At 68.8% G+C, this 19,125-nt stretch carries 20 protein-coding genes; 10 read left to right on the forward strand and 10 right to left on the reverse strand.

The window, feature by feature from the left end; translation table 11 throughout:
* Window positions 1-2,454, reverse strand: coding sequence for a TonB-dependent receptor domain-containing protein (locus ASG29_RS13920; protein ID WP_082516122.1), 2,454 nt, complete (start codon window positions 2,452-2,454; stop codon window positions 1-3).
* A gap of 223 nt (window positions 2,455-2,677) precedes the next feature.
* Here ASG29_RS13920 and ASG29_RS13925 point away from each other — a divergent pair, with 223 nt between their 5' ends.
* Window positions 2,678-3,145 carry an Hsp20 family protein gene (locus ASG29_RS13925; RefSeq protein WP_055985018.1) on the forward strand — a complete coding sequence of 156 codons (468 nt, stop codon included), beginning with the start codon at window positions 2,678-2,680 and terminating at the stop codon, window positions 3,143-3,145.
* Between the two features lie 82 nt (window positions 3,146-3,227).
* On the opposite strand, the gene ASG29_RS13930 is transcribed toward ASG29_RS13925, so the two are convergent.
* The 4 genes from ASG29_RS13930 to secG all read right to left on the reverse strand — a co-directional run bounded on the left by ASG29_RS13930 (window position 3,228) and on the right by secG (window position 6,926).
* Window positions 3,228-3,680 (reverse strand): SitI3 family protein, encoded by a 453-nt coding sequence (locus tag ASG29_RS13930; protein WP_055985021.1) that lies wholly within the window; start codon window positions 3,678-3,680, stop codon window positions 3,228-3,230.
* 33 nt (window positions 3,681-3,713) lie between these two features.
* Complete coding sequence (locus tag ASG29_RS13935) at window positions 3,714-4,469, reverse strand: hypothetical protein (RefSeq protein ID WP_055985024.1); 756 nt, start codon at window positions 4,467-4,469, stop codon at window positions 3,714-3,716.
* Between the two features lie 291 nt (window positions 4,470-4,760).
* On the reverse strand, window positions 4,761-6,395 hold the full coding sequence (locus ASG29_RS13940; RefSeq protein ID WP_055985026.1) for a CTP synthase: 1,635 nt from the start codon (window positions 6,393-6,395) through the stop codon (window positions 4,761-4,763).
* A gap of 177 nt (window positions 6,396-6,572) precedes the next feature.
* Window positions 6,573-6,926, reverse strand: a complete 354-nt coding sequence (gene secG / locus ASG29_RS13945; RefSeq protein ID WP_055985029.1) for a preprotein translocase subunit SecG — start codon at window positions 6,924-6,926, stop codon at window positions 6,573-6,575.
* Between the two features lie 239 nt (window positions 6,927-7,165).
* Between secG and ASG29_RS13950 the strand changes: the two genes are divergently transcribed.
* The 9 genes from ASG29_RS13950 to ASG29_RS13990 all read left to right on the forward strand — a co-directional run bounded on the left by ASG29_RS13950 (window position 7,166) and on the right by ASG29_RS13990 (window position 15,104).
* Window positions 7,166-7,486, forward strand: coding sequence for a MarR family transcriptional regulator (locus ASG29_RS13950; protein ID WP_055985031.1), 321 nt, complete (start codon window positions 7,166-7,168; stop codon window positions 7,484-7,486).
* A 52-nt stretch (window positions 7,487-7,538) separates the two neighbouring features.
* Window positions 7,539-7,796: a hypothetical protein gene (locus ASG29_RS13955; protein WP_055985034.1), complete on the forward strand. Its 258-nt coding sequence runs from the start codon at window positions 7,539-7,541 to the stop codon at window positions 7,794-7,796.
* Complete coding sequence (argC, locus tag ASG29_RS13960; protein WP_055985037.1) at window positions 7,793-8,704, forward strand: N-acetyl-gamma-glutamyl-phosphate reductase; 912 nt, start codon at window positions 7,793-7,795, stop codon at window positions 8,702-8,704. The genes ASG29_RS13955 and argC overlap by 4 nt, the downstream gene beginning before the upstream one ends.
* Window positions 8,705-8,793: 89 nt before the next feature.
* Window positions 8,794-10,257, forward strand: coding sequence for a glucose-6-phosphate dehydrogenase (zwf, locus tag ASG29_RS13965; RefSeq protein WP_055985041.1), 1,464 nt, complete (start codon window positions 8,794-8,796; stop codon window positions 10,255-10,257).
* Between the two features lie 133 nt (window positions 10,258-10,390).
* A complete protein-coding gene (gene pgl, locus ASG29_RS13970; RefSeq protein WP_055985045.1) occupies window positions 10,391-11,095 on the forward strand; it encodes a 6-phosphogluconolactonase in 705 nt (234 codons plus the stop codon).
* Window positions 11,096-11,168: 73 nt separating this feature from the next.
* The gene (edd, locus tag ASG29_RS13975; RefSeq protein WP_055985047.1) at window positions 11,169-12,980 is read left to right on the forward strand and encodes a phosphogluconate dehydratase; all 1,812 of its coding nucleotides are present in this window, start codon (window positions 11,169-11,171) and stop codon (window positions 12,978-12,980) included.
* A gap of 123 nt (window positions 12,981-13,103) precedes the next feature.
* Entirely contained in the window at window positions 13,104-14,072 is a 969-nt protein-coding gene (glk, locus tag ASG29_RS13980; RefSeq protein ID WP_055985050.1) for a glucokinase, read from the forward strand.
* Between the two features lie 14 nt (window positions 14,073-14,086).
* Window positions 14,087-14,686, forward strand: coding sequence for a bifunctional 4-hydroxy-2-oxoglutarate aldolase/2-dehydro-3-deoxy-phosphogluconate aldolase (eda, locus tag ASG29_RS13985; protein ID WP_055985704.1), 600 nt, complete (start codon window positions 14,087-14,089; stop codon window positions 14,684-14,686).
* 34 nt (window positions 14,687-14,720) lie between these two features.
* Window positions 14,721-15,104 carry a hypothetical protein gene (locus tag ASG29_RS13990; RefSeq protein WP_055985053.1) on the forward strand — a complete coding sequence of 128 codons (384 nt, stop codon included), beginning with the start codon at window positions 14,721-14,723 and terminating at the stop codon, window positions 15,102-15,104.
* A gap of 6 nt (window positions 15,105-15,110) precedes the next feature.
* Here the strand turns inward: ASG29_RS13990 and mltG are convergent, their stop codons facing one another.
* The 5 genes from mltG to ASG29_RS14015 form a co-directional block, all read right to left on the reverse strand.
* Complete coding sequence (gene mltG, locus ASG29_RS13995; RefSeq protein WP_055985056.1) at window positions 15,111-16,076, reverse strand: endolytic transglycosylase MltG; 966 nt, start codon at window positions 16,074-16,076, stop codon at window positions 15,111-15,113.
* 82 nt (window positions 16,077-16,158) lie between these two features.
* Entirely contained in the window at window positions 16,159-17,418 is a 1,260-nt protein-coding gene (gene fabF / locus ASG29_RS14000) for a beta-ketoacyl-ACP synthase II (RefSeq protein ID WP_055985059.1), read from the reverse strand.
* A gap of 150 nt (window positions 17,419-17,568) precedes the next feature.
* Window positions 17,569-17,805 carry an acyl carrier protein gene (locus tag ASG29_RS14005; RefSeq protein WP_055985061.1) on the reverse strand — a complete coding sequence of 79 codons (237 nt, stop codon included), beginning with the start codon at window positions 17,803-17,805 and terminating at the stop codon, window positions 17,569-17,571.
* Window positions 17,806-17,944: 139 nt separating this feature from the next.
* Window positions 17,945-18,682, reverse strand: a complete 738-nt coding sequence (gene fabG / locus ASG29_RS14010) for a 3-oxoacyl-[acyl-carrier-protein] reductase (RefSeq protein ID WP_055985707.1) — start codon at window positions 18,680-18,682, stop codon at window positions 17,945-17,947.
* Window positions 18,682-19,116, reverse strand: coding sequence for a GxxExxY protein (locus ASG29_RS14015; protein WP_055985064.1), 435 nt, complete (start codon window positions 19,114-19,116; stop codon window positions 18,682-18,684). Before ASG29_RS14015 ends, fabG begins: the two co-directional genes overlap by 1 nt.
* Between the last annotated feature and the right edge of the window lie 9 nt (window positions 19,117-19,125).

The raw sequence follows: 19,125 nt of genomic DNA on the forward strand, positions 1-19,125 counted from the left end.
TCAGAAGCTCGCGCCCAACGTCACGCCGTACGTCCGCGGATCGCCGACGTTGCCCGCGATCAGGCCGGTGTTCCCCGGCGTCGTCGCCAGCACCTCGTAATAACGCGTGTCGAACGCGTTGCGGACCCAGCCGAACACGTTCACCCCCGAATCGGTGCGGAAGCCCGCGCGCACGTTCGCCAGCGTGTAGCCGTCGATGTCGGTGTAGATCGACCGCGACGCGTTGGAGGAGAATTTGGTCCGCGAATTGGCGTCGACCCCGACATAGGCCTCGCCCGGATTGCCGAGCACCGTGGCGGGCAGGTTATACTCGCCGCCGTAGGAGAAGGCGAACTTCGATATCCCCGGCAGCCACTGGCCGGAGATGTCGCACACGATCGGGCTGTTCGTTCCCGGCTGTCCCGGCGCGCCGATCGACGGGTTCGCCGCGGTCGGTGTGCCGCCGCCCGACAGTTCGGGCGGGCATGGCGCGTTGGGGAAGTCGAGGTAGCGCGCGTCGTTGAACGCGCCGTTGGCGTACAATGTCACGCGGTCGCTCGGCCGGATCGAGAAGTCCGCCTCCACGCCCCGCACGCGCACCTTGCCCGCATTGGCGAGATAGCCGCGCAGCGTGGAGGTCGACTGGTTGTTCACCACCGCCTGATAATCGCGGATCTGCGTCCAGAAGCCGGTGAGGTTCAGCGTCACGCGCCGGTCCCAGAATTGCGATTTCAGCCCGATCTCGAAATGGTCGACCTTTTCCGGATCGATCTGCGCCAGCTGCGTCTGCACCACGCCGTTGACGACGGGCACGCCGTTCAGGTTCAGGCCCCCCGATTTGAACGTGTGGGCATAGGTGCCGTACAGCAGGACGTCGCGCGACGGCTTGTACGACGCGGTCAGGTCGTAGGTGGCGTTCCATTCGCGGAACGCCTCGTCCCGGAACGCCTGCGGCTGGATCGCGTCGCGCTGCGCCGCCTGCCGCGCGGTGCCGCCGGTGGCGGGGACGAGGTTGCCGGCCGCGTCGCGCACGATGCTGACGTAGCTGCCGACCTTGTCGTCGTAGTTCAGCCGTGCGCCGGGCGAGAGCGTGATCGTGTCGGTCACGTTCCAGTTGACCTTCGCGAACGCCGCGCCCGAGAAGTTCTTCAGCCGGATGTCGTTGCTGGCAGTCAGGCCGTCCAGCACCGACGGATCGTTCGCCAGCGCGCTGGACGGGTTGATGAGCCAGCGGCTCGCCGCCGATCCCTGCCGCTGCGTGCCCGTGGTGTGGATGTCCTGGTAGAAGCCGAACAGGCCGAGGACATAGTCGAACCCCCTGCCCTCCCCGGCGTAGCGGAATTCCTGCGTATACTGGTCCTGCCGCGTCGGGTTCTGCGACAGGGTTGTGATCGGCAGGCCGGTGAAGTCGCGGTCGTTGGCGGGCAGCCATTTCCAGAACCGCCACGCCGTGACCGACGTCAGCGTGCCGTCGCCCAGCGCATATTCGCCGCGTAGCGACAGGCCGCCCAGTTCGTTCTTCGCGTTCAGGTCCGCGTCGAGGTCGGTCAGCCGGTCGAACGCGTTGCGGCTGGGCGGTTCGTAGTTCTGCGCCGCCGCCAGCGCGTCGAACTGCCGGTTGAGCGGCCGCTGCGTCGCGCCGACGCGGACGAACGTCTGTGCGCAGCATTCCGGATTCTGGCGGCTGTAATCGCCTGACAGCGTCAGGCTGAGGTCCGCGGTCGGTTTCCACAGGATCGCGCTGCGCAGCCCGATATTGTCCTGTTCGTTCACGTAATTGCCGCTGGCGACGTTGAAGACGGTGCCGCGCCGGCTGGTGGAGGACAGGCCCAGCCGGATCGCGATCTGGTCGGTCAGCGGGCCGGATATGGACGCCTTGGCCTGCTTGAACTCCAGGTTGCCGACGGTCACCTCGGCGCGGCCCTCGAAATCGAAGCTCGGCGGCTTGCTGGTGATGCTGATCGCGCCCGCGACCGTATTCTTGCCGTACAGCGTCCCCTGCGGCCCGCGCAGCGTCTCGATCTGCTGCACGTCCAGGAAGTCGAGCGTCGCGGCGGCGACGCGGCTGAGATACACCTGGTCGATATAGACGCCGACGCCCTGCTCGATCCCGTCGTTGGTCAGGCCCAGCGGCGCGCCCAGCCCGCGGATGTTGACCGAGGAATTGCGCGGGTTGGTGGAATAGAATTGCAGCGTCGGCTGAAGCTGCTGCAACCGCGCCACGTTGAAGCTGCCGGTATTGTCCAGCTCCTTCACGCCCACGACGCTGATCGCGATCGGCACGTTCTGCGCCTGTTCGGTCCGGCGCCGCGCGGTGACGACGACGTCGGCGGACGCGGAACTGCGCTGCACGTCCTCCTCGGTCCGGTCGGGCTCGCCCGGCGTCGTCGTCGGCCGTTCGGGCGCGCCGACCACCACCGGGGGCGTCGTCTGGGCCGGCGGGGTCGGAGCGGAAGCCTGGGCGGCCAGCAGCATGGCAAGCGTGATCGACACGTAGGTCCCCTTTTATCGTCGTCGATCGGAAGGGTGCCCGCCGCATCAATGCCTATCAACATAGTAGGTATTTATGGCGCCCTTGAAACGCTTCGCGGTCCGCCCATCTTTCGGGCGTGCGGTGCCGGCGATCGGGCCGCACGACGATACGGCGTCGCGCCTGTGCGGACGCCGGGTTCAACTCGCTCGTATGAGGAATTGGCACATGCGTTTCGACCTTACCCCCTACCGCCGCTCGACCATCGGTTTCGACCGCCTGTTCGACATGATCGAGGCCAACGCCCGCGGCGCATCCGAGAATTATCCGCCGTTCAACCTGGAACGCCTCGCCGACGACCGGTACCGCATCACCCTTGCCGTCGCGGGCTTCGCGCGCGACGAGGTGGAGATCGTGGCGCAGCAGAACATGCTGCTGGTCACCGGCCGCAAGGACGAGAAGGACGGCAACGCCAACTTCCTGCACGTCGGCATCGCCAACCGCAGTTTCGAGCGGCGCTTCGAACTGGCCGATTTCGTGTTCGTGGAGGATGCGCGGCTGGTCGACGGCCTGCTCGTGATCGACCTGGTCCGCGAGGTGCCCGAGGCGATGAAGCCGAAGAAGATCGCGATCCGGACCGGCGCCCCGCTCGCCGCGGTCGAGACCACGGCCGACGACGCGGCGCAGGCTGCCTGAACCGACGGGATCGGCGCCTCTTTGCTCCCTTTTCGAGGCGCCGTAGGGGGCGTCCGGGCCGAAAGGTCCGGGCGCCCTTCGCTCAGATGATCGGCAGCGGTTCCAGTCGATAGGATTCGTCCAGCCGCTCGGCGAGGCTGGGGGCGAAGGTGGGCCGGATCCACCAGTCGTCGCGGTTGGTCAGCACCAGATCGCCGCGCGACCGAAGCGCCAGCACGGTTTCGTCGTCGCGCGCCAGCGCCACGTCGCCCGGCACCTCCCGCAGCAGCAGCGCGACCGTTTTGACGAGCCGTGCGACCGCGTCCGCATACGGCGCGAATTTGTCCTGCACGAAAAGGATCTCGACATGCGGCTCGAAGCCGAGCGGCGCCCACCGCCCGGCGATGTCGCGCGCGCCGCCGATCGTCGCGGTCAGGCCGGGAGCGGTGAAGGTGGCGGGGCTGCCCGTGTCCGCGAACCCCGCGGTGCGCAGCCAACCCGCCAGCACCGACGGCTTCACACCCGGCGCGAATTTCAGCTGATACTCGATCGCCACCTCGGGCGCTCCTCCGCAAGGTTGTGGTGCAGGTCAGTTCGGGAAGGTCTTGTGAACCCCGCCGCTCCTGTCAATGACGATCACTTCCTGCAGACCCTGGACCGGATGGTCGCGCAACGCCTGCTGGATGTCACCGGGCCGGACCGGGCTGTCGCCAAGGTTCAGCACGATGCGATGCGCCTGCCCCTTCTCTACCTTGGCCGCGATACCGGCATAGACCCCGCCGACGCTGCCGGTCTGCGGCGAATAGCCGTCGAATATGCGACCCTCGATGCGATAGTCTGGGTTCTTGCCCGGCTCGATCCCGTGCGCGGCGCGATCGGCGTCGGTCAGGACGGGGTTCTGTTCGACCCTGTAGCCCTTCCCCGCGAGGATGTCGGCCGCCTCGTTCTCGCGCGCGATGCCGCGCTTGAAGCCCGGATCGGCATTGGGTTCGTTCGCGGCGCGTCGGCCCAAGGGCGTGCCGCCCGGCGCGCCGGTGGGCGCCGTGCGCGATGGAATGAACGACGGCGCCCGGGTCGAGGTGCCCAGCACCTCGTCCACCTGCCGCCCGATGCGCGCGAGATGCTGGCGCGCCGTGGCGGATAGCGCGTCGAGCGCGCCCTGCGGGATCGCGCGGATCGCATCCTGCACGCCCTGAAGCGCGGGTCGCACGGCCTGCGCGAAGCCCGGATCGCGTTTGGCGAGGTCGACCGCGTTGCCGATCGTCTGCGCCCACTTGCCCAGCTTCCCCAGCTTGGCGGTATCGCCGACATAGGGCACGACGCCCCCCATCCATCGCCGCGCCATAACGAGATGCCGGTATTGGCAAGATCCGCGAACGGCGTCGGTTCGAAGATGCCGACGATGTCGAGCCCGATCTGCGTGATGTCGAGCGCGAGGTCGCCGCGGCCCGGCTTCGGCGACGGCGTGGGCGACGCACCGGCCGCGGTACGCGCCGCGGCGTCGGTGGCGACGGGTGACGCATGTCCGATGGAACTGACGCCGACCATGGGGACCTCTCCGGATCGCTCGACAAGATGCGATCGGGATAGGCGGCACGCGCCGGCGGTGCGATAATCGTTCCGACTAGCGCCCGCGCTACACCAGCCGGCTCTGCTTCACCGCCGCGCCGATGAAGCTCGCGAACAGCGGATGCGGGTCGAACGGCTTGCTCTTCAGTTCGGGGTGGAACTGCACGCCGACGAACCACGGATGGTCGGGCCGCTCGACGATCTCGGGCAGCATCCCGTCGGGCGACATGCCCGAAAAGACCAGCCCGCCCTTTTCCAGCGCCGCGCGATAGCCGGTGTTCACCTCGTAGCGGTGGCGATGCCGCTCCTCGATCGCGTCGGTGCCGTAGATCGACGCGACGACGCTGTTGCCCGTCAGCGCGGCGGGATAGGCGCCCAGCCGCATCGTGCCGCCCAGGTCGCCGCCCTCGGCGCGCTTCTCCAGCCCGCGCTCGCCCATCCATTCGGTGATGATGCCGACCACCGGCTCCTCGGTCGGGCCGAATTCGGTGGAAGAGGCCGCCGTGATCCCCGCCAGGTCGCGCGCGCCCTCGATACACGCCATCTGCATGCCGAAGCAGATGCCGAAATACGGCACGTTGCGCTCCCGCGCGAACCGGACGCTGGCGATCTTCCCTTCCGCGCCGCGCTCCCCGAACGCGCCGGGGACGAGGATCGCGTCGCACGGTTCCAGATGCGCCGCGATCTCCGCATCGTCGCCCTCGAACAATTCGGCGTCGATCCAGCGGATATTGACCTTCACCCGGTTCGCGATCCCGCCGTGGACCAACGCCTCGTTCAGCGACTTGTACGCGTCCTGAAGGCCCACGTACTTGCCGACGACGCCGATCGTGACCTCACCTTCCGGGTTCATCAGGCGATCGACGATCTCCTCCCAGCGGCTGAGGTCCGGCGCCGACGACGGCGTGATGCCGAACGCGCGCAGCACTTCGGAATCCAGCCCCTCGCCATGATATTGCAGCGGCACGGCGTAGATCGACTTGGCGTCCAGCGCGGGGATCACCGCGCCTTCGGGCACGTTGCAGAACAGCGCGATCTTCGCCCGCTCGCTGGCCGGCAGCGGCTGTTCGCAGCGGCAGACCAGCACGTCGGGCTGCACGCCCAGCGCCGCCAGCTCGCGCACCGAATGCTGCGTCGGCTTGGTCTTCAGCTCGCCCGCGGCGGCGATGTACGGGACCAGGGTGACGTGGATGCTGATCGCATTCCCGCGCCCCACCTCGTTCTTCAGCTGGCGGATCGCCTCGATGAAGGGCAGCGATTCGATGTCGCCCACCGTCCCGCCGATCTCGCACAGCACGAAATCGAGGTCGTCGGTCTCCGCCTTCGCGAACGCCTTGATCGCGTCGGTGACGTGCGGGATCACCTGCACCGTCGCGCCCAGATAGTCGCCGCGCCGCTCGCGCGTGATGATCTGCTGATAGATCCGGCCCGACGTGACATTGTCCGACTGGCGCGCCGACACGCCGGTGAAGCGCTCGTAATGGCCGAGGTCGAGGTCGGTTTCCGCCCCGTCGTCGGTGACGTACACCTCGCCGTGCTGATACGGGCTCATCGTGCCCGGATCGACGTTCAGGTACGGATCGAACTTGCGGATCCGCACGCGATAGCCGCGCGCCTGCAACAATGCGGCGAGGCTCGCCGCCATTAATCCCTTGCCGAGCGAGGAGACCACGCCGCCGGTGATGAAGATGTACCGCGCCATGGGAGAAAACCCCTAACGTTCAAACACGAGTCCGGGCAAGCGCGGCGACGACGCCGCGCCGAATGATTTGCGGCTACTCACCTTCCGTTCGCCCCGAGCGACGTCGAAGGGCACGCGCGACGCATGTGCTTCGACGGCGCTCAGCACGAACGGCTGGCGAGAGAACGGCCGCATGGCTCAGCGCGCGAGCGGGACCCCGCCGTTGTCCGCCGGCACCGTCGCCGGCGGCTGCCCGGTCGCGGGCTGCGCCGCGGGCGCGGCGGCGGCCGGGACCTTGCGCTGCAACGACGTGTCGACCGACACCGCGCTGCGATTCGCCGCAAGGAACGCCAGCAGGATGCTCATCAGCACGAACGCGCTCGCCAGCACCGACGTGGCGCGCGTCAGGAAATCCGCCGCGCCGCGTGCCGACATCAACCCCGACGGACTGCCCGACGAGGTCAGCCCGCCGCCTTCCGACCGCTGCATCAGGATGACGGTGACCAGCGCCGCCGCGATGATGGCCTGCACGACGAGGAGGAAGGTGAACATGGGGACTGGGTTCGATCTGCTGGAAACTGACCGCGGGCACATAGGCCCCGGCGCCCGATCGATCAACCACATGCGCCCCGCCGCCGAATCGCGGCGCGCCGCCGGACAATTCGTGACACCGCTGAAACCACCCGCGCCAGCGGGCGTTAACCTGTGGACGAACCCGGAACGCCCCTCGCGGCTCAGCTGAACAGGACGGTAACGTGGCGACGCTTGTGCAGCCCGAACTCAGCTCTTGGATGAACGCCCTGGTGGACTATGTCCGTTCGGGCGAACCCGACCTCACGAATCGCCAGATGGCATTGCTGCTGGTCGTATATCTGCGCCCCGGTCCGCACACGGTGCGCGGCCTGGCGCGGATATTGAACGTCTCGAAACCCGTGGTGACGCGCGCCTTGAACAGGCTGGGCACGCTGGGCTATCTGCGGCGGCAGCGCGACGACAGCGACAAGCGCAATATCTTCGTCGCGCGCACTTCCGAAGGGGAAGAGTTTCTTGAGGAGTTCGGTCAGTTCATCGGCGACGGGGACGTCCCCGTCCACGCCGCCGCCCGCGCGTAGCGGCTTCGCGCTGACGGGGCGGTCGCGCGCGCTGGACCCGCGCACCCACGCGGTGCGTGCCGATCTGGCCGACGCGCGCCTCGCCGACCGCATCTTCGCCCCCCATTACGCCTTGCCCGTGCGTCGCATCGTGACGCGCGCCGTGGCGCTGCGCGATACGCGCGGCGCGGGCGGGACGGACATGGTCGCGCTCGACGCGGGCGCGGCGTTCGACCTGCTGGACGTGACCGGCGGCATCGGCTGGGGAATCGCGGTCGCGGACGGTCTGGTCGGCTATGTCGATGCGGACGCACTGGCGGCCACGGCATGACCGTCCGGGTGTTCATCGACGGCGCGGAGGGGACAACCGGCCTCGAGATCCGCGAGCGGCTGGCGGGGCGCACCGACGTGTCGCTGGTCACGCTGGACGATGCGCGGCGCAAGGACGTGGAGGCGCGGCGCACGGCGCTGAACGCCGCCGACATCGTCGTGCTGTGCCTGCCGGACGACGCGGCGAGGGAGGCCGTCGCGATGATCGCGAACGAGCGCACGCGCGTGATCGACGCGTCGAGCGCGCATCGCGTCGCCGACGGATGGACGTACGGCTTCCCCGAACTCGGCTTCGACGTCGCGACCGCGCGCTTCGTCTCCAATCCCGGCTGCTACCCCACGGGCTTCCTCGCCCTCGTCGCGCCGCTGGTCCGCGCGGGCCTGATCCCCGCGGACTGGCCGCTGACGGTCAACGCGGTGTCGGGCTATTCCGGCGGGGGCAAGGCGCTGATCGCGCGGGTCGAGGCGGAGCCCGACCTGGCCTTCCGCGGCTACGGCTATGCCCTGTCGCACAAGCATGTGCCCGAGATGCGGGTCCATGCCGGCCTGACCCACGCGCCCGTGTTCGCCCCCGCCGTCGTGCGCGCGTATCGCGGCATGGTGGTGGAGGTGCCGCTGCACCTGTCCGCCCTCCCCGCGCGCCCGACGCGCGACGACCTGCTCGGCGCGCTTCACGCGACCTTCGACGGCGCGCCGCTGGTCCGCGTCCACGACGATACGCCCGCCGAACTGCTGCTGTCCGCGCAGGCGGCGCCGTCGGACCTGCTGCATCTGTACGTGTTCGCGGACGCGGATCACGCCCGCCTCGTCGCGACGCTCGACAACCTGGGCAAGGGCGCATCGGGCGCCGCGGTGCAGAGTTTGAACCTGATGGCCGGGCTGGACCCGCTGGCGGGGCTGACCGTCTGATCCGCCGCGCGGGCGAATGACTACGTATTCGGGTGGCCGCGTCCCGGATCATCCGCTACGCGTCCGCCCGCACTGACGAAGGAGCGAACATGCAGCGCAATCCGGTGGCCAAGATGCTCCTGTTCGGCGCGACCGGCGACCTGGCGAAGCGGATGCTGCTGCCGTCGCTGTACGGCCTCCATGCCGACGGCCTTCTGTCCGACACGCTCACCATCACCGGCTCCGCGCGCGGCGACCTGGACGACGCGGGCTTCCGCGACGAGGCGAGGAAGGCGCTGGACGAATTCCTGCCCGCCGACCGCAAGGACGACGCCGCGATCGGCACGTTCCTGAACCGCCTGTTCTTCCAGCCCGCCGATTTGTCGGACGAGAGCACGTTCCAGGCGCTGGCGGACAAGGTCGGCGACGTGTCGGGCGGCCTCGCCATCTTCCTGTCGACCGCGCCGTCGCTGTTCGAACCCGCGGTGAAGGGGCTGGAGAAGGTCGGCCTCGCCGGCGACACCGTCCGCATCGGACTGGAAAAGCCGCTCGGCTACGACCTGGCCTCCTCGAAGGAGATCAACGACACCGTCGCCGCGGTCTTCCCGGAGGAGCGGATCTTTCGCATCGACCATTACCTGGGCAAGGAGACGGTGCAGAACATCCTCGCCCTGCGCTTCGGCAATTCCTTCTTCGAACCGGTATGGAACGCGCGCGGCATCGACAACGTCCAGATCACGATCGCGGAGACCGTGGGGCTGGAGGATCGCGCCGGTTATTACGAGGGCGCGGGCGCATTGCGCGACATGGTCGCCAACCACATGCTCCAGCTCCTCGCGCTGATCGCGATGGAGCCGCCCGCGCGCTACGACACCGCCGAGATCCGCGACGAGAAGGCGAAGGTCTTCCGCTCGCTGCGCCCGATGACGCCGGAGGAAGTCCCGCACAGCACCGTCACCGGCCAGTATCTGGGCGGCGCGGTCGCGGGCGAGATCGTCAAGGGCTACGACGAGGAACTGGGCAAGGATTCCGCGACGGAAACGTTCGTGGCGATCAAGGCGCATGTCGACAACTGGCGCTGGCAGGGCGTGCCCTTCTACCTGCGCACCGGCAAGCGCATGGCCAAGCGCCAGAGCGAGATCGCGATCCAGTTCAAGGCGGTGCCGCATTCGATGTTCGCCGGGCGCGGCGGGCTGCTCCAGCCCAACACGCTCGTCATCCGGCTCCAGCCGGAGGAATATATCGAGCTGCTGGTGATGGCCAAGGAACCCGGCCTCGACCGCGACGGCGTCCGCCTGCGCGAGGTGCCGCTGAAGCTCAGCCTCGACGCCGAATTCGCGGGGAAACGCCGCCGCATCGCCTACGAGCGCCTGCTGCTCGACCTGATCGAGGGCGACCAGACGCTGTTCGTGCGACGCGACGAGGTGGAGGCGCAATGGACCTGGATCGATGCGATCCGCGCCGGATGGGAAGCCAACGGGACGAAACCGAAACACTATCCCGCCGGCACCTGGGGGCCGAGCGCCGCGATCGCGCTGACCGAGCGCGACGGCGTGACGTGGATGGACGATTGAACGTGGGGGGGATGGGAGCCAAGTGCCCTACCCCCCGTTCGGGCTGAGCGACGTCGAAGCCTATGCCCGACCGTGGACGCGTACCCTTCGACGTCGCTCAGGGCGAACGGATGTGGATTTTCAGGATTAGAGCATGACCGAAATCGAATGGTGGGAATATGACGACGCCGCCGAACTGGCCGATGCCATCGCGGGCGACGTGCAGTTCGTGATCGAAAGCGCGCTCGACGCGCGCGGCTCCGCGGTCGTGGCGCTCGCGGGCGGGAAGACGCCGCTGCCCGCGTACGAGAAGCTGGCGAAGGCGAAACTGGACTGGAAGCGCGTCACGATCGTGCCGACCGACGAGCGGATCGTGCCGCTGGGCGACGCGCTGTCGAACGTCACCGCGCTGGCGAAGATCTTCCTGCCGAGGGGTGCGCGCGTGATGCCGATCGTCCCGGAGGCGACGAAGGATTACAAGGCCGCGGGCCGCAGCGCCGACGCGTTGCTGGGCGACCTGCACTGGCCGCTCGACCTGTGCCTGCTGGGCGTGGGCGGCGACGGCCACACCGCGTCGATCTTCCCCGGCCCCGACCTGGACGAGGCGCTCAACGGCCCCAAGGAACGCCGCGCGCTGGGCGTCATGCCCGACCCGCTGCCGCCCGAGGCGCCCGTCGCGCGCGTGTCGCTGTCTCGCCACGGCATCGCCACCGCCCGCGCGCTCATGATCGCGGTCACGGGCGCGGCGAAGCGCAAGGTGCTGGAAGATGCGATCAGCGAGGGCGCGGGATCGCCCTACCCCATCGGCCGCGTGCTGGCGGATGTGGAACTGCCGGTGGATATCCACTGGGCGGCGTGAATTTATTGTACCTCCGCGAAGGCGGAGGTCCAGACTGGGTCCCCGCCTTCGCGGGGACACATGGAAACGGACGATGAACCCAGTTGTAAGCGCCGTCACCGACCGCATCATCGAGCGTTCGCGCCCGACCCGCGCGCCGTATCTCGCGCTGATCGAGCGCGAGCGCGAAACGTGGATCGGCCGCCCGCGCCTCGGCTGCGCCAACCTCGCGCACGCCTATGCCGGCACGCCCGAGGATCGCGACGCGATGAAGGCGGATGCGGGGATGAACATCGGCATCGTCACCGCCTACAACGACATGCTGTCCGCCCACGCGGTCTATTATCGCTACCCCGAACTGATGAAGGTGTGGGCGCGGGAGGTCGGCGCGACGGCGCAGGTCGCGGGCGGCGTGCCCGCGATGTGCGACGGCGTGACGCAGGGCTATGCCGGCATGGAATTGTCGCTGTTCAGCCGCGACACGATCGCGCTGTCGACCGCGGTCGCGCTCAGCCACGGCACGTTCGAGGGCGCGGCGCTGCTGGGCATCTGCGACAAGATCGTGCCGGGCCTGCTGATGGGCGCGCTGCGTTTCGGCCACCTGCCCATGATCCTGATCCCCGGCGGCCCGATGCCCACCGGCATCCCGAACAAGACCAAGGCCGCGGTGCGCGAACGCTATGCCACCGGCGAGGCGAGCCGCGAGGAACTGCTCGATAGCGAGATCGCCGCCTATCACGGGCAGGGTACCTGCACCTTCTACGGCACCGCCAACACGAACCAGATGATGATGGAGGTCATGGGCCTCCACATGCCCGGCGCCGCCTTCGTCAATCCGGGCACGAAATTGCGCCAGCAACTGACCCGCGCCGCGACGCAGCGGCTGGCCGCGATCGGCTGGCGTGGGCAGGACTATCGCCCGATCGGCCATTGCGTGGATGAGAAGGCGATCGTGAACGCCGCGGTCGGCCTGCTCGCCACCGGCGGATCGACCAACCATCTGTTGCATCTGCCCGCGATCGCGCGCGCGGGCGGGATCGTGATCGACTGGGACGATATCGACCGCCTGTCGGGCGCGGTGCCGACGATCGCGCGCGTCTATCCCAACGGATCGGCGGACGTGAACGGGTTCGAGGCCGCTGGCGGCATGCCCTATGTCATCCGCGAGCTGCTCGGTTCCGGCCACCTCCATCGCGACATCATGACCGTCGCGGGCGACGACCTGACCCCCTACGGCACCCGCCCGACGCTCGACGGCGACACGCTGGCATGGACGCCCGCGGGGCCGAGCGGGGACGAGACGATCCTGCGCCACCCCGCCGATCCCTTCACCCCCGACGGCGGCGTCCGCATCGTCACCGGCAACATCGGCCGCGCCTGCATGAAGGTGTCGGCGGTGGAGCGCGACCGCTGGGTGGTGGAGGCGCCCGCCCGCGTCTTCTCCGACCAGCTGGACGTCCTCGCCGCGTTCCAGGCGGGTGAGCTGGAACGCGACGTCGTCGTCGTCGTCCGTTTCCAGGGCCCGCGCGCGAACGGGATGCCCGAACTGCACAAGCTGACGCCCGCGCTGGGCGTGCTCCAGAACCGGGGTTATCGCGTCGCGCTCGTCACCGACGGCCGCATGTCGGGCGCCAGCGGCAAGGTGCCCGCCGCGATCCACGTCAGCCCGGAGGCATTGGGCGGCGGCGCGATCGGGCTGATCCGCGACGGCGACCTGATCCGCGTGGATGCGGAGACGGGCACGCTGGAGGCTCTGGTCGCCCCCGACGAATGGGCCACCCGCGACCCCGCCGACGCGCCCCCCGCCGCCACCGGCATGGGCCGCGAACTGTTCGGCCTGTTCCGCGGGCTGGCGGACGAGGCGGAAAAGGGCGCCAGCGCGGTACTGGCGGGGGCGGGATTGTAGGATAGGTAGTGCCCTCACCCTTCCCACCGCCTCCGGCGGCGGGCCCCTTCCCTCTCCCGGCGGGAGAGGGAGGGAGCGACGCGAAGCGGCGCGGAAGGGTGAGGGCGGTCGGGAGTGAATCGCATGCAGCTCGTTTCGGTCGACATCGGCGGCACCCACGCCCGCTTCGCCATCGCGGAGGTCGACGACGGCCGCGTCCGGTCGCTCGGCGAGCCGGTGACGCTCAAGACCGCGGAACATGCCAGCCTGCAAACCGCGTGGGAGGCGTTCGCGCAGCGTCACGGCGCGCCCCTCCCCCCCGCCGCCGCACTGTCGGTCGCCTCGCCGATCACGGGCGACGTCATCCGCCTGACCAACAATCCCTGGGTCATCCGCCCGTCGCTGATCCCCGAGCGGCTGGGCGCGACGACCTATACGATCGTCAACGATTTCGGCGCGATCGGCCACGCCGTCGCGCAGCTGCCGCACGAGGATTTCGAGCATCTGTGCGGCCCCGACGAGCCGATCCCGGCCGCGGGAATCACCACCGTCTGCGGCCCGGGCACGGGACTGGGCGTGGCGCAGGTGTTCAAGACCGGCACCGGCTACCACGTCCTGCCGACCGAGGGCGGGCATATGGACTATGCCCCGCTCGACGGGATCGAGGACGCGATCCTGAAGCGGCTGCGCAAGACCTTCACCCGCGTATCGGCCGAACGCGTCGTCGCCGGCCCCGCGATCGTCGCGATCTACGAAACCCTCGCCGAGCTGGAGGGCCGCGCCCACGCGCATGTCGACGACCGGACGATCTGGACCGAGGCGCTGGAGGGGACCGATTCGATCGCGCTCGCCGCGCTCGACCGCTTCTGCCTCGCGCTCGGAGCGGTCGCGGGCGACCTCGCGCTGGCGCACGGCGCGAACGGCGTCGTCATCGCGGGCGGGCTGGGCTTGCGGATCAAGGACAAACTGCTGCGCTCCGGCTTCGACCAGCGCTTCGTCGCCAAGGGCCGGTTCCAGTCCATGATGGCGAAGATCCCCGTAAAACTCATCACCCACCCCCAGCCCGGCCTGTTCGGCGCCGCCGCCGCCTTCGCCCAGGAGCATCGCCAGTGACCATCGAACGGATCATGCGGACCAGCCCGGTCATCCCCGTGCTGGTCGTCCACGACGCCGCGAAGGCGCGCCCGCTGGCGGAGGCGCTGGTGGCGGGGGGCCTGAAGGTGCTGGAGGTGACGTTGCGCACCGATGCCGCGATGGATGCGATCGCGGAGATGCGGAAGGTCCCCGGCGCGATCGTCGGCGCGGGCACCGTGGTGTCGATCGACCAGGCCGACCGCGTCCGCGACGCGGGGGCGGAATTCATCGTGTCTCCCGGCCTGTCGACGACGCTGGGCGAACATATCGTCGCGTCCGGCATCCCCTTCCTCCCCGGCGTCGCGACCGCGGGGGACATCATGCGCGGGCTGGACCTGGGCCTTTCGCACTTCAAGTTCTTCCCGGCGGAAACCAGCGGCGGGACGAAGGCGCTGAGGGCGCTCGCCGCGCCGTTCCATCAATGCCTGTTCTGTCCGACCGGCGGCATCACGGCGGCGAGCGCACCCGAATGGCTGGCGATCGATCCGGTCCTGTGCGTCGGGGGAAGCTGGATCGCCGACGGCACGCCGGCGCAGGTGGAGGAGAAGGCCCGCGCCGCCGCCGCGCTGGGCCGACCGGACGCCCGGCGATGACGCGAAATTAACCTCGCCCGCGTAGGGAGGCCGGATGTTCGATTTCCGTTTCGACGCCGCGACCGGCATCCTTCATATCAGGACCGAGGGATTCTGGGATCTTGCGATGGCTCAGCGCTTCGCGGCGACAATGCTGGCGGAGGCCAGCGCGATCCGGGCCAGCCATGGCATATTCGCGGTTCTGACGGATGCGCGGGACTTTCCCGTCCAGCAGACCGCCGTTGGGACCGTGTTGCACGAACTGGCGATGCGCGGGCAATCGATGATGAACGGGCCGAACGCGACGGTGGTCAGGGCGATGCTGAACAAGTTGCAGAGCACCCGCCTGCTGTCGATGTCCAACCACCGGACCTTCACCGACATGGACGAGGCGGCGGCGTGGATCGACAGCGAGTGGACGTCGCGTCGCGCGGCCTGAGCCGGCCTACATCTCCCCGCGCGCGCGCCGGATCGCGTACCATTTGGCGACATTGGCGTTGTGCTGTTCCAGCGTGTCCGCGAACACATGCCCGCCCGTCCCGTCCGCGACGAAATACAGCGCCCTGGTCGTCGCCGGGTCCAGCACCGCATCGATACTGGCCCGCCCGGGATTGGCGATCGGCCCGACCGGCAGGCCCGCGCTGGCATAGGTGTTGTAGCCGTTCTTCGCGCGCAGTTCCGACTGGCGGATCCGCCGGCCCAGCGGGCGTCCCTTCGTGATCGGGTAGATGACGGTGGGGTCGGCCTGTAGCGGCATGCCGAGGCGCAGGCGGTTGGAATAGACCGCGGCGACGGTGCGGCGTTCGGACGGCTTGCCCGTCTCCTTCTCGACGATCGCGGCCAGGACGATCGCCTCGCGCGGGGTCTTCGCGACCGTCGCGGGCTTCCGCTTCTTCCACGCGGCGGCGAGATAGTCGCGCATCGCCGCCTGCATCCGCGCCAGCACCGCGGCGCGCGTCTCGCCCCGTTCGTAGGCATAGCCGTCGGGCAGGACGCTTCCCTCCGCCGGGACCGCGACGTCGCCCGTCAGCGCATCCGCCTTCATCAGCACGTCGCGGACCATGACGGAGGGATAGCCCTCCGGCACGATCGCGACGCGTTGCAGCGCCTTGCCCGATTGCAGGATGTCCAGGATCTGCGCCGCGCTGGCGTTCGCGGGGATTTCATATTCCCCCGCCTTGATCGATCCCCCGCCCCCGAACACGCGCGCCTGAAGGCGGAACCGCGTGGCCGACGCGATCGCGCCCGCCTTTTCCAGCCGGTCCGCCGCCGCGGCGAGCGAGGCCCCTTGCGGTACCGTGAAGGCCAGTGGCCGCGGCGCAGGCCCCGCGCCGTTCCACCCCTGCGCGACCCACAGGGCCGCGGCGATCAGGACGATGGCGATGACGCCGAGGCAGCCGATCTTCTTCATGTTCCTCCACCCCGGCGAACGCCGGGGTCCAGTTGCGACCGGCCCCATGCTGCACCCCGGCGTTCGCCGGGGCGGTCAGGCATCACACCGCCCGCATCACCAGCGACGCGTTGGTCCCGCCGAAACCGAAACTGTTGTTCAGCACCGCCTTCACCGACCGCTTCTTCGCATGATGCGGGACCAGGTCCACGCCCGCGCACCCGTCGCTGGGGTTGTCGAGGTTCAGCGTCGGCGGCACGATCTGGTCGCGCAGCGCCAGGATGCAGAAGATGCTTTCCACCGCCCCCGCGCCGCCCAGCAGGTGGCCGATCGCGGACTTGGTCGACGACATCGACAATTTACCGATATCGTCCCCGAACAACCGCCGCACCGCGCCCAGTTCCAGCTCGTCGCCCAGCGGCGTGGAGGTGCCGTGCGCGTTGATGTAATCGATGTCCGACAACGCCAGCCCGCTGCGCTTCATCGCCATCTCCATCGACCGGTACGCGCCCGATCCTTCCGGGTGCGGCGCGGTGACGTGATAGGCGTCGCCCGACAGGCCGTAGCCGATGACCTCGGCATAGATTTTCGCGCCGCGCGCCTTGGCGCGTTCGTATTCCTCCAGCACGACGACGCCCGCGCCCTCGCCCATGACGAAGCCGTCGCGGTCCTTGTCGTACGGGCGCGACGCCTTCTCCGGCTGGTCGTTGAACGCGGTCGACAGCGCGCGCGCCTGCGCGAAGCCCGCGATGCCCAGCGGGCAGATCGCTCCCTCCGCGCCGCCCGCCAGCATGACGTCGGCATCGTCCATCGCGATCATCCGAGCGGCGTCGCCGATCGAATGCGCGCCGGTGGAGCACGCCGTGACGACCGCATGGTTGGGGCCCATCAGGCCGTATTTGATCGTCACCTGCCCGGTGATGAGGTTGATGAGGCGGCCGTGGACGAAATGCGGGGACACGCGCGAGGGCCCCTTGTTCTCGCACACCAGCGATTCGCTCGCGATCCCCGGCAGCCCGCCGATGCCCGACCCGATCGACGCGCCCGCGCGATAGCGTTCCGCCTCGCTCATGTCGGTCAGGCCCGCATCCTCCAGCGCCTGGCTGGCGGCGTCGATGCCGTAGATGATGAAGGGATCGACCTGGCGCTGCACCTTGTGGTCGACGCGCAGGTTCGGGTCGAAGCCGTATTCGTGGCCCGCGGGCTTCACCTCGCACGCGATGCGGCATTTCTGGTCCGATGCGTCGAAGCGCGTGATCGGACCGGCGCCGGACCTGGCGGCGAGGATATTGGCCCACACGGTTTCCACGTCGGCACCCAGGGGAGTGACCAGACCCAGACCGGTGACGACGACACGACGCATAGGTTCTTCCTCTTGCCCGCCCGCCTGCCGTTGCCGGCACGGGCGGCTGCTTAACGTGAAACGGCTCCCCGTCCTCTAGCCGAGGAGGGGGAGCCGCTCAAATCCGGCTCTCCGGATGCGAGGCATCCGGACCCCGATCAGCCCCTGAAATCAGGCCTTGTGCTCGTCGATGTACGTGATCGCGTCACGCACGGTCGAAATCTTCTCGGCCGCATCGTCGGGGATTTCGACGCCGAATTCCTCCTCGAACGCCATCACCAGTTCGACGATGTCGAGGCTGTCCGCGCCCAGATCGTCGATGAAGCTGGCGTCCTCGGTGACCTTTTCGGCCTCGACGCCGAGATGCTCGACGACGATCTTCTTCACGCGGTCGGCGGTCTCGCTCATATTCAATCCCTCTCTCGAATTGGGGGGTAGGTAAGTGATTTCCTGAACGCAGGTAGAACGGGCGCGGTTTCGTGACAAGTGCGACGTTTACCGTGCGCCCCGCCCGGACCGGCGCCGCCGTGCCGCCGTCTTGCCGCCGTCACACCATCGCCATGCCGCCGTTGACGTGGATCGTCTGCCCGGTGACGTATCCCGCCTCGCGGCTGGCCAGGTACACCACCGCCGCCGCCACGTCCGCGCCCTCGCCCAGCGTCCCGGCCGGGATGCGCGTCGTCAGCGCGGCCTTCTGCGCCTCGGGCAGCGCATCGGTCATCGCGGAACGGATGAAGCCGGGCGCGACGCAATTGACGGTGATGTTGCGGCTGGCCAGTTCCTGCGCCAATGCCTTGGACATGCCGACCAGCCCGGCCTTCGATGCGGCATAATTCGCCTGCCCCGGATTGCCCGTCTGCCCGACGACCGACGTGATCGACACGACGCGCCCGAACCGCGCCTTCATCATCGGCTTCGCGGCGGCACGGACGAGGCGGAACGCCGCCTCCAGGTTGACGCGGATCACCTGGTCCCATTCGTCGTCCTTCATCCGCATCGCCAGATTGTCGCGCGTGACGCCCGCGTTGTTGACGAGGATGTCGAGCCGCCCCAGCTTCGCCACCGCCTGCGGCACCAGCGCATCGACCGCCGCGCCATCGGACAGGTCGCACGGCACCGCGACATGTTCGCCGCCCAGCGACGCGCGAAACTGCTCCAGCTTGTCCGTATTGGACCCCGAAACCGCCAGCCGCGCCCCCTGCCCCGCCAACGCCCGCGCGATCGCGGACCCGATGCCCCCCGAAGCGCCCGTGACGAGCGCGGTCATGCCGCTAAGGTCGAACATCATTCTCTCCGTTCGTGAAAGGGTTCGCGCAGAGGCGCAGAGGACGCAGAGGGACGATGGTTGTTGACGAGCCGGCGCAGCCCCTCCTTCAACGTTTCGCCACCGAAATTTATAAGCAGCCCAACGGGCTGCCTCATCAACCGCAAGTATGTCAGGACCTGCTTGGCGTGGACGGGAAGCAGCCGCTCCACCGATTTGATCTCTACGATCAGCCGCTCGTCGATCAGCAGATCGACGCGGAAAGCTGCATCGATCCGTACGTTCTCGAACTCCACGTCGATCGCACGCTGGCGGGCCACCTGATATCCCATACGTTCCAGTCGCCCGGCAAGCACCATCTCGTAGACGCTTTCGAGCAGACCGGGACCAAGGTCGCGGTGCAGTCGTATCGCCACATCGACGACGTCGCCGCTGATCGCATCGATATCCCGCACACTACCTCT

Origin of the sequence: Sphingomonas sp. Leaf412, assembly GCF_001425405.1 — a bacterium.
Taxonomy (GTDB): domain Bacteria; phylum Pseudomonadota; class Alphaproteobacteria; order Sphingomonadales; family Sphingomonadaceae; genus Sphingomonas.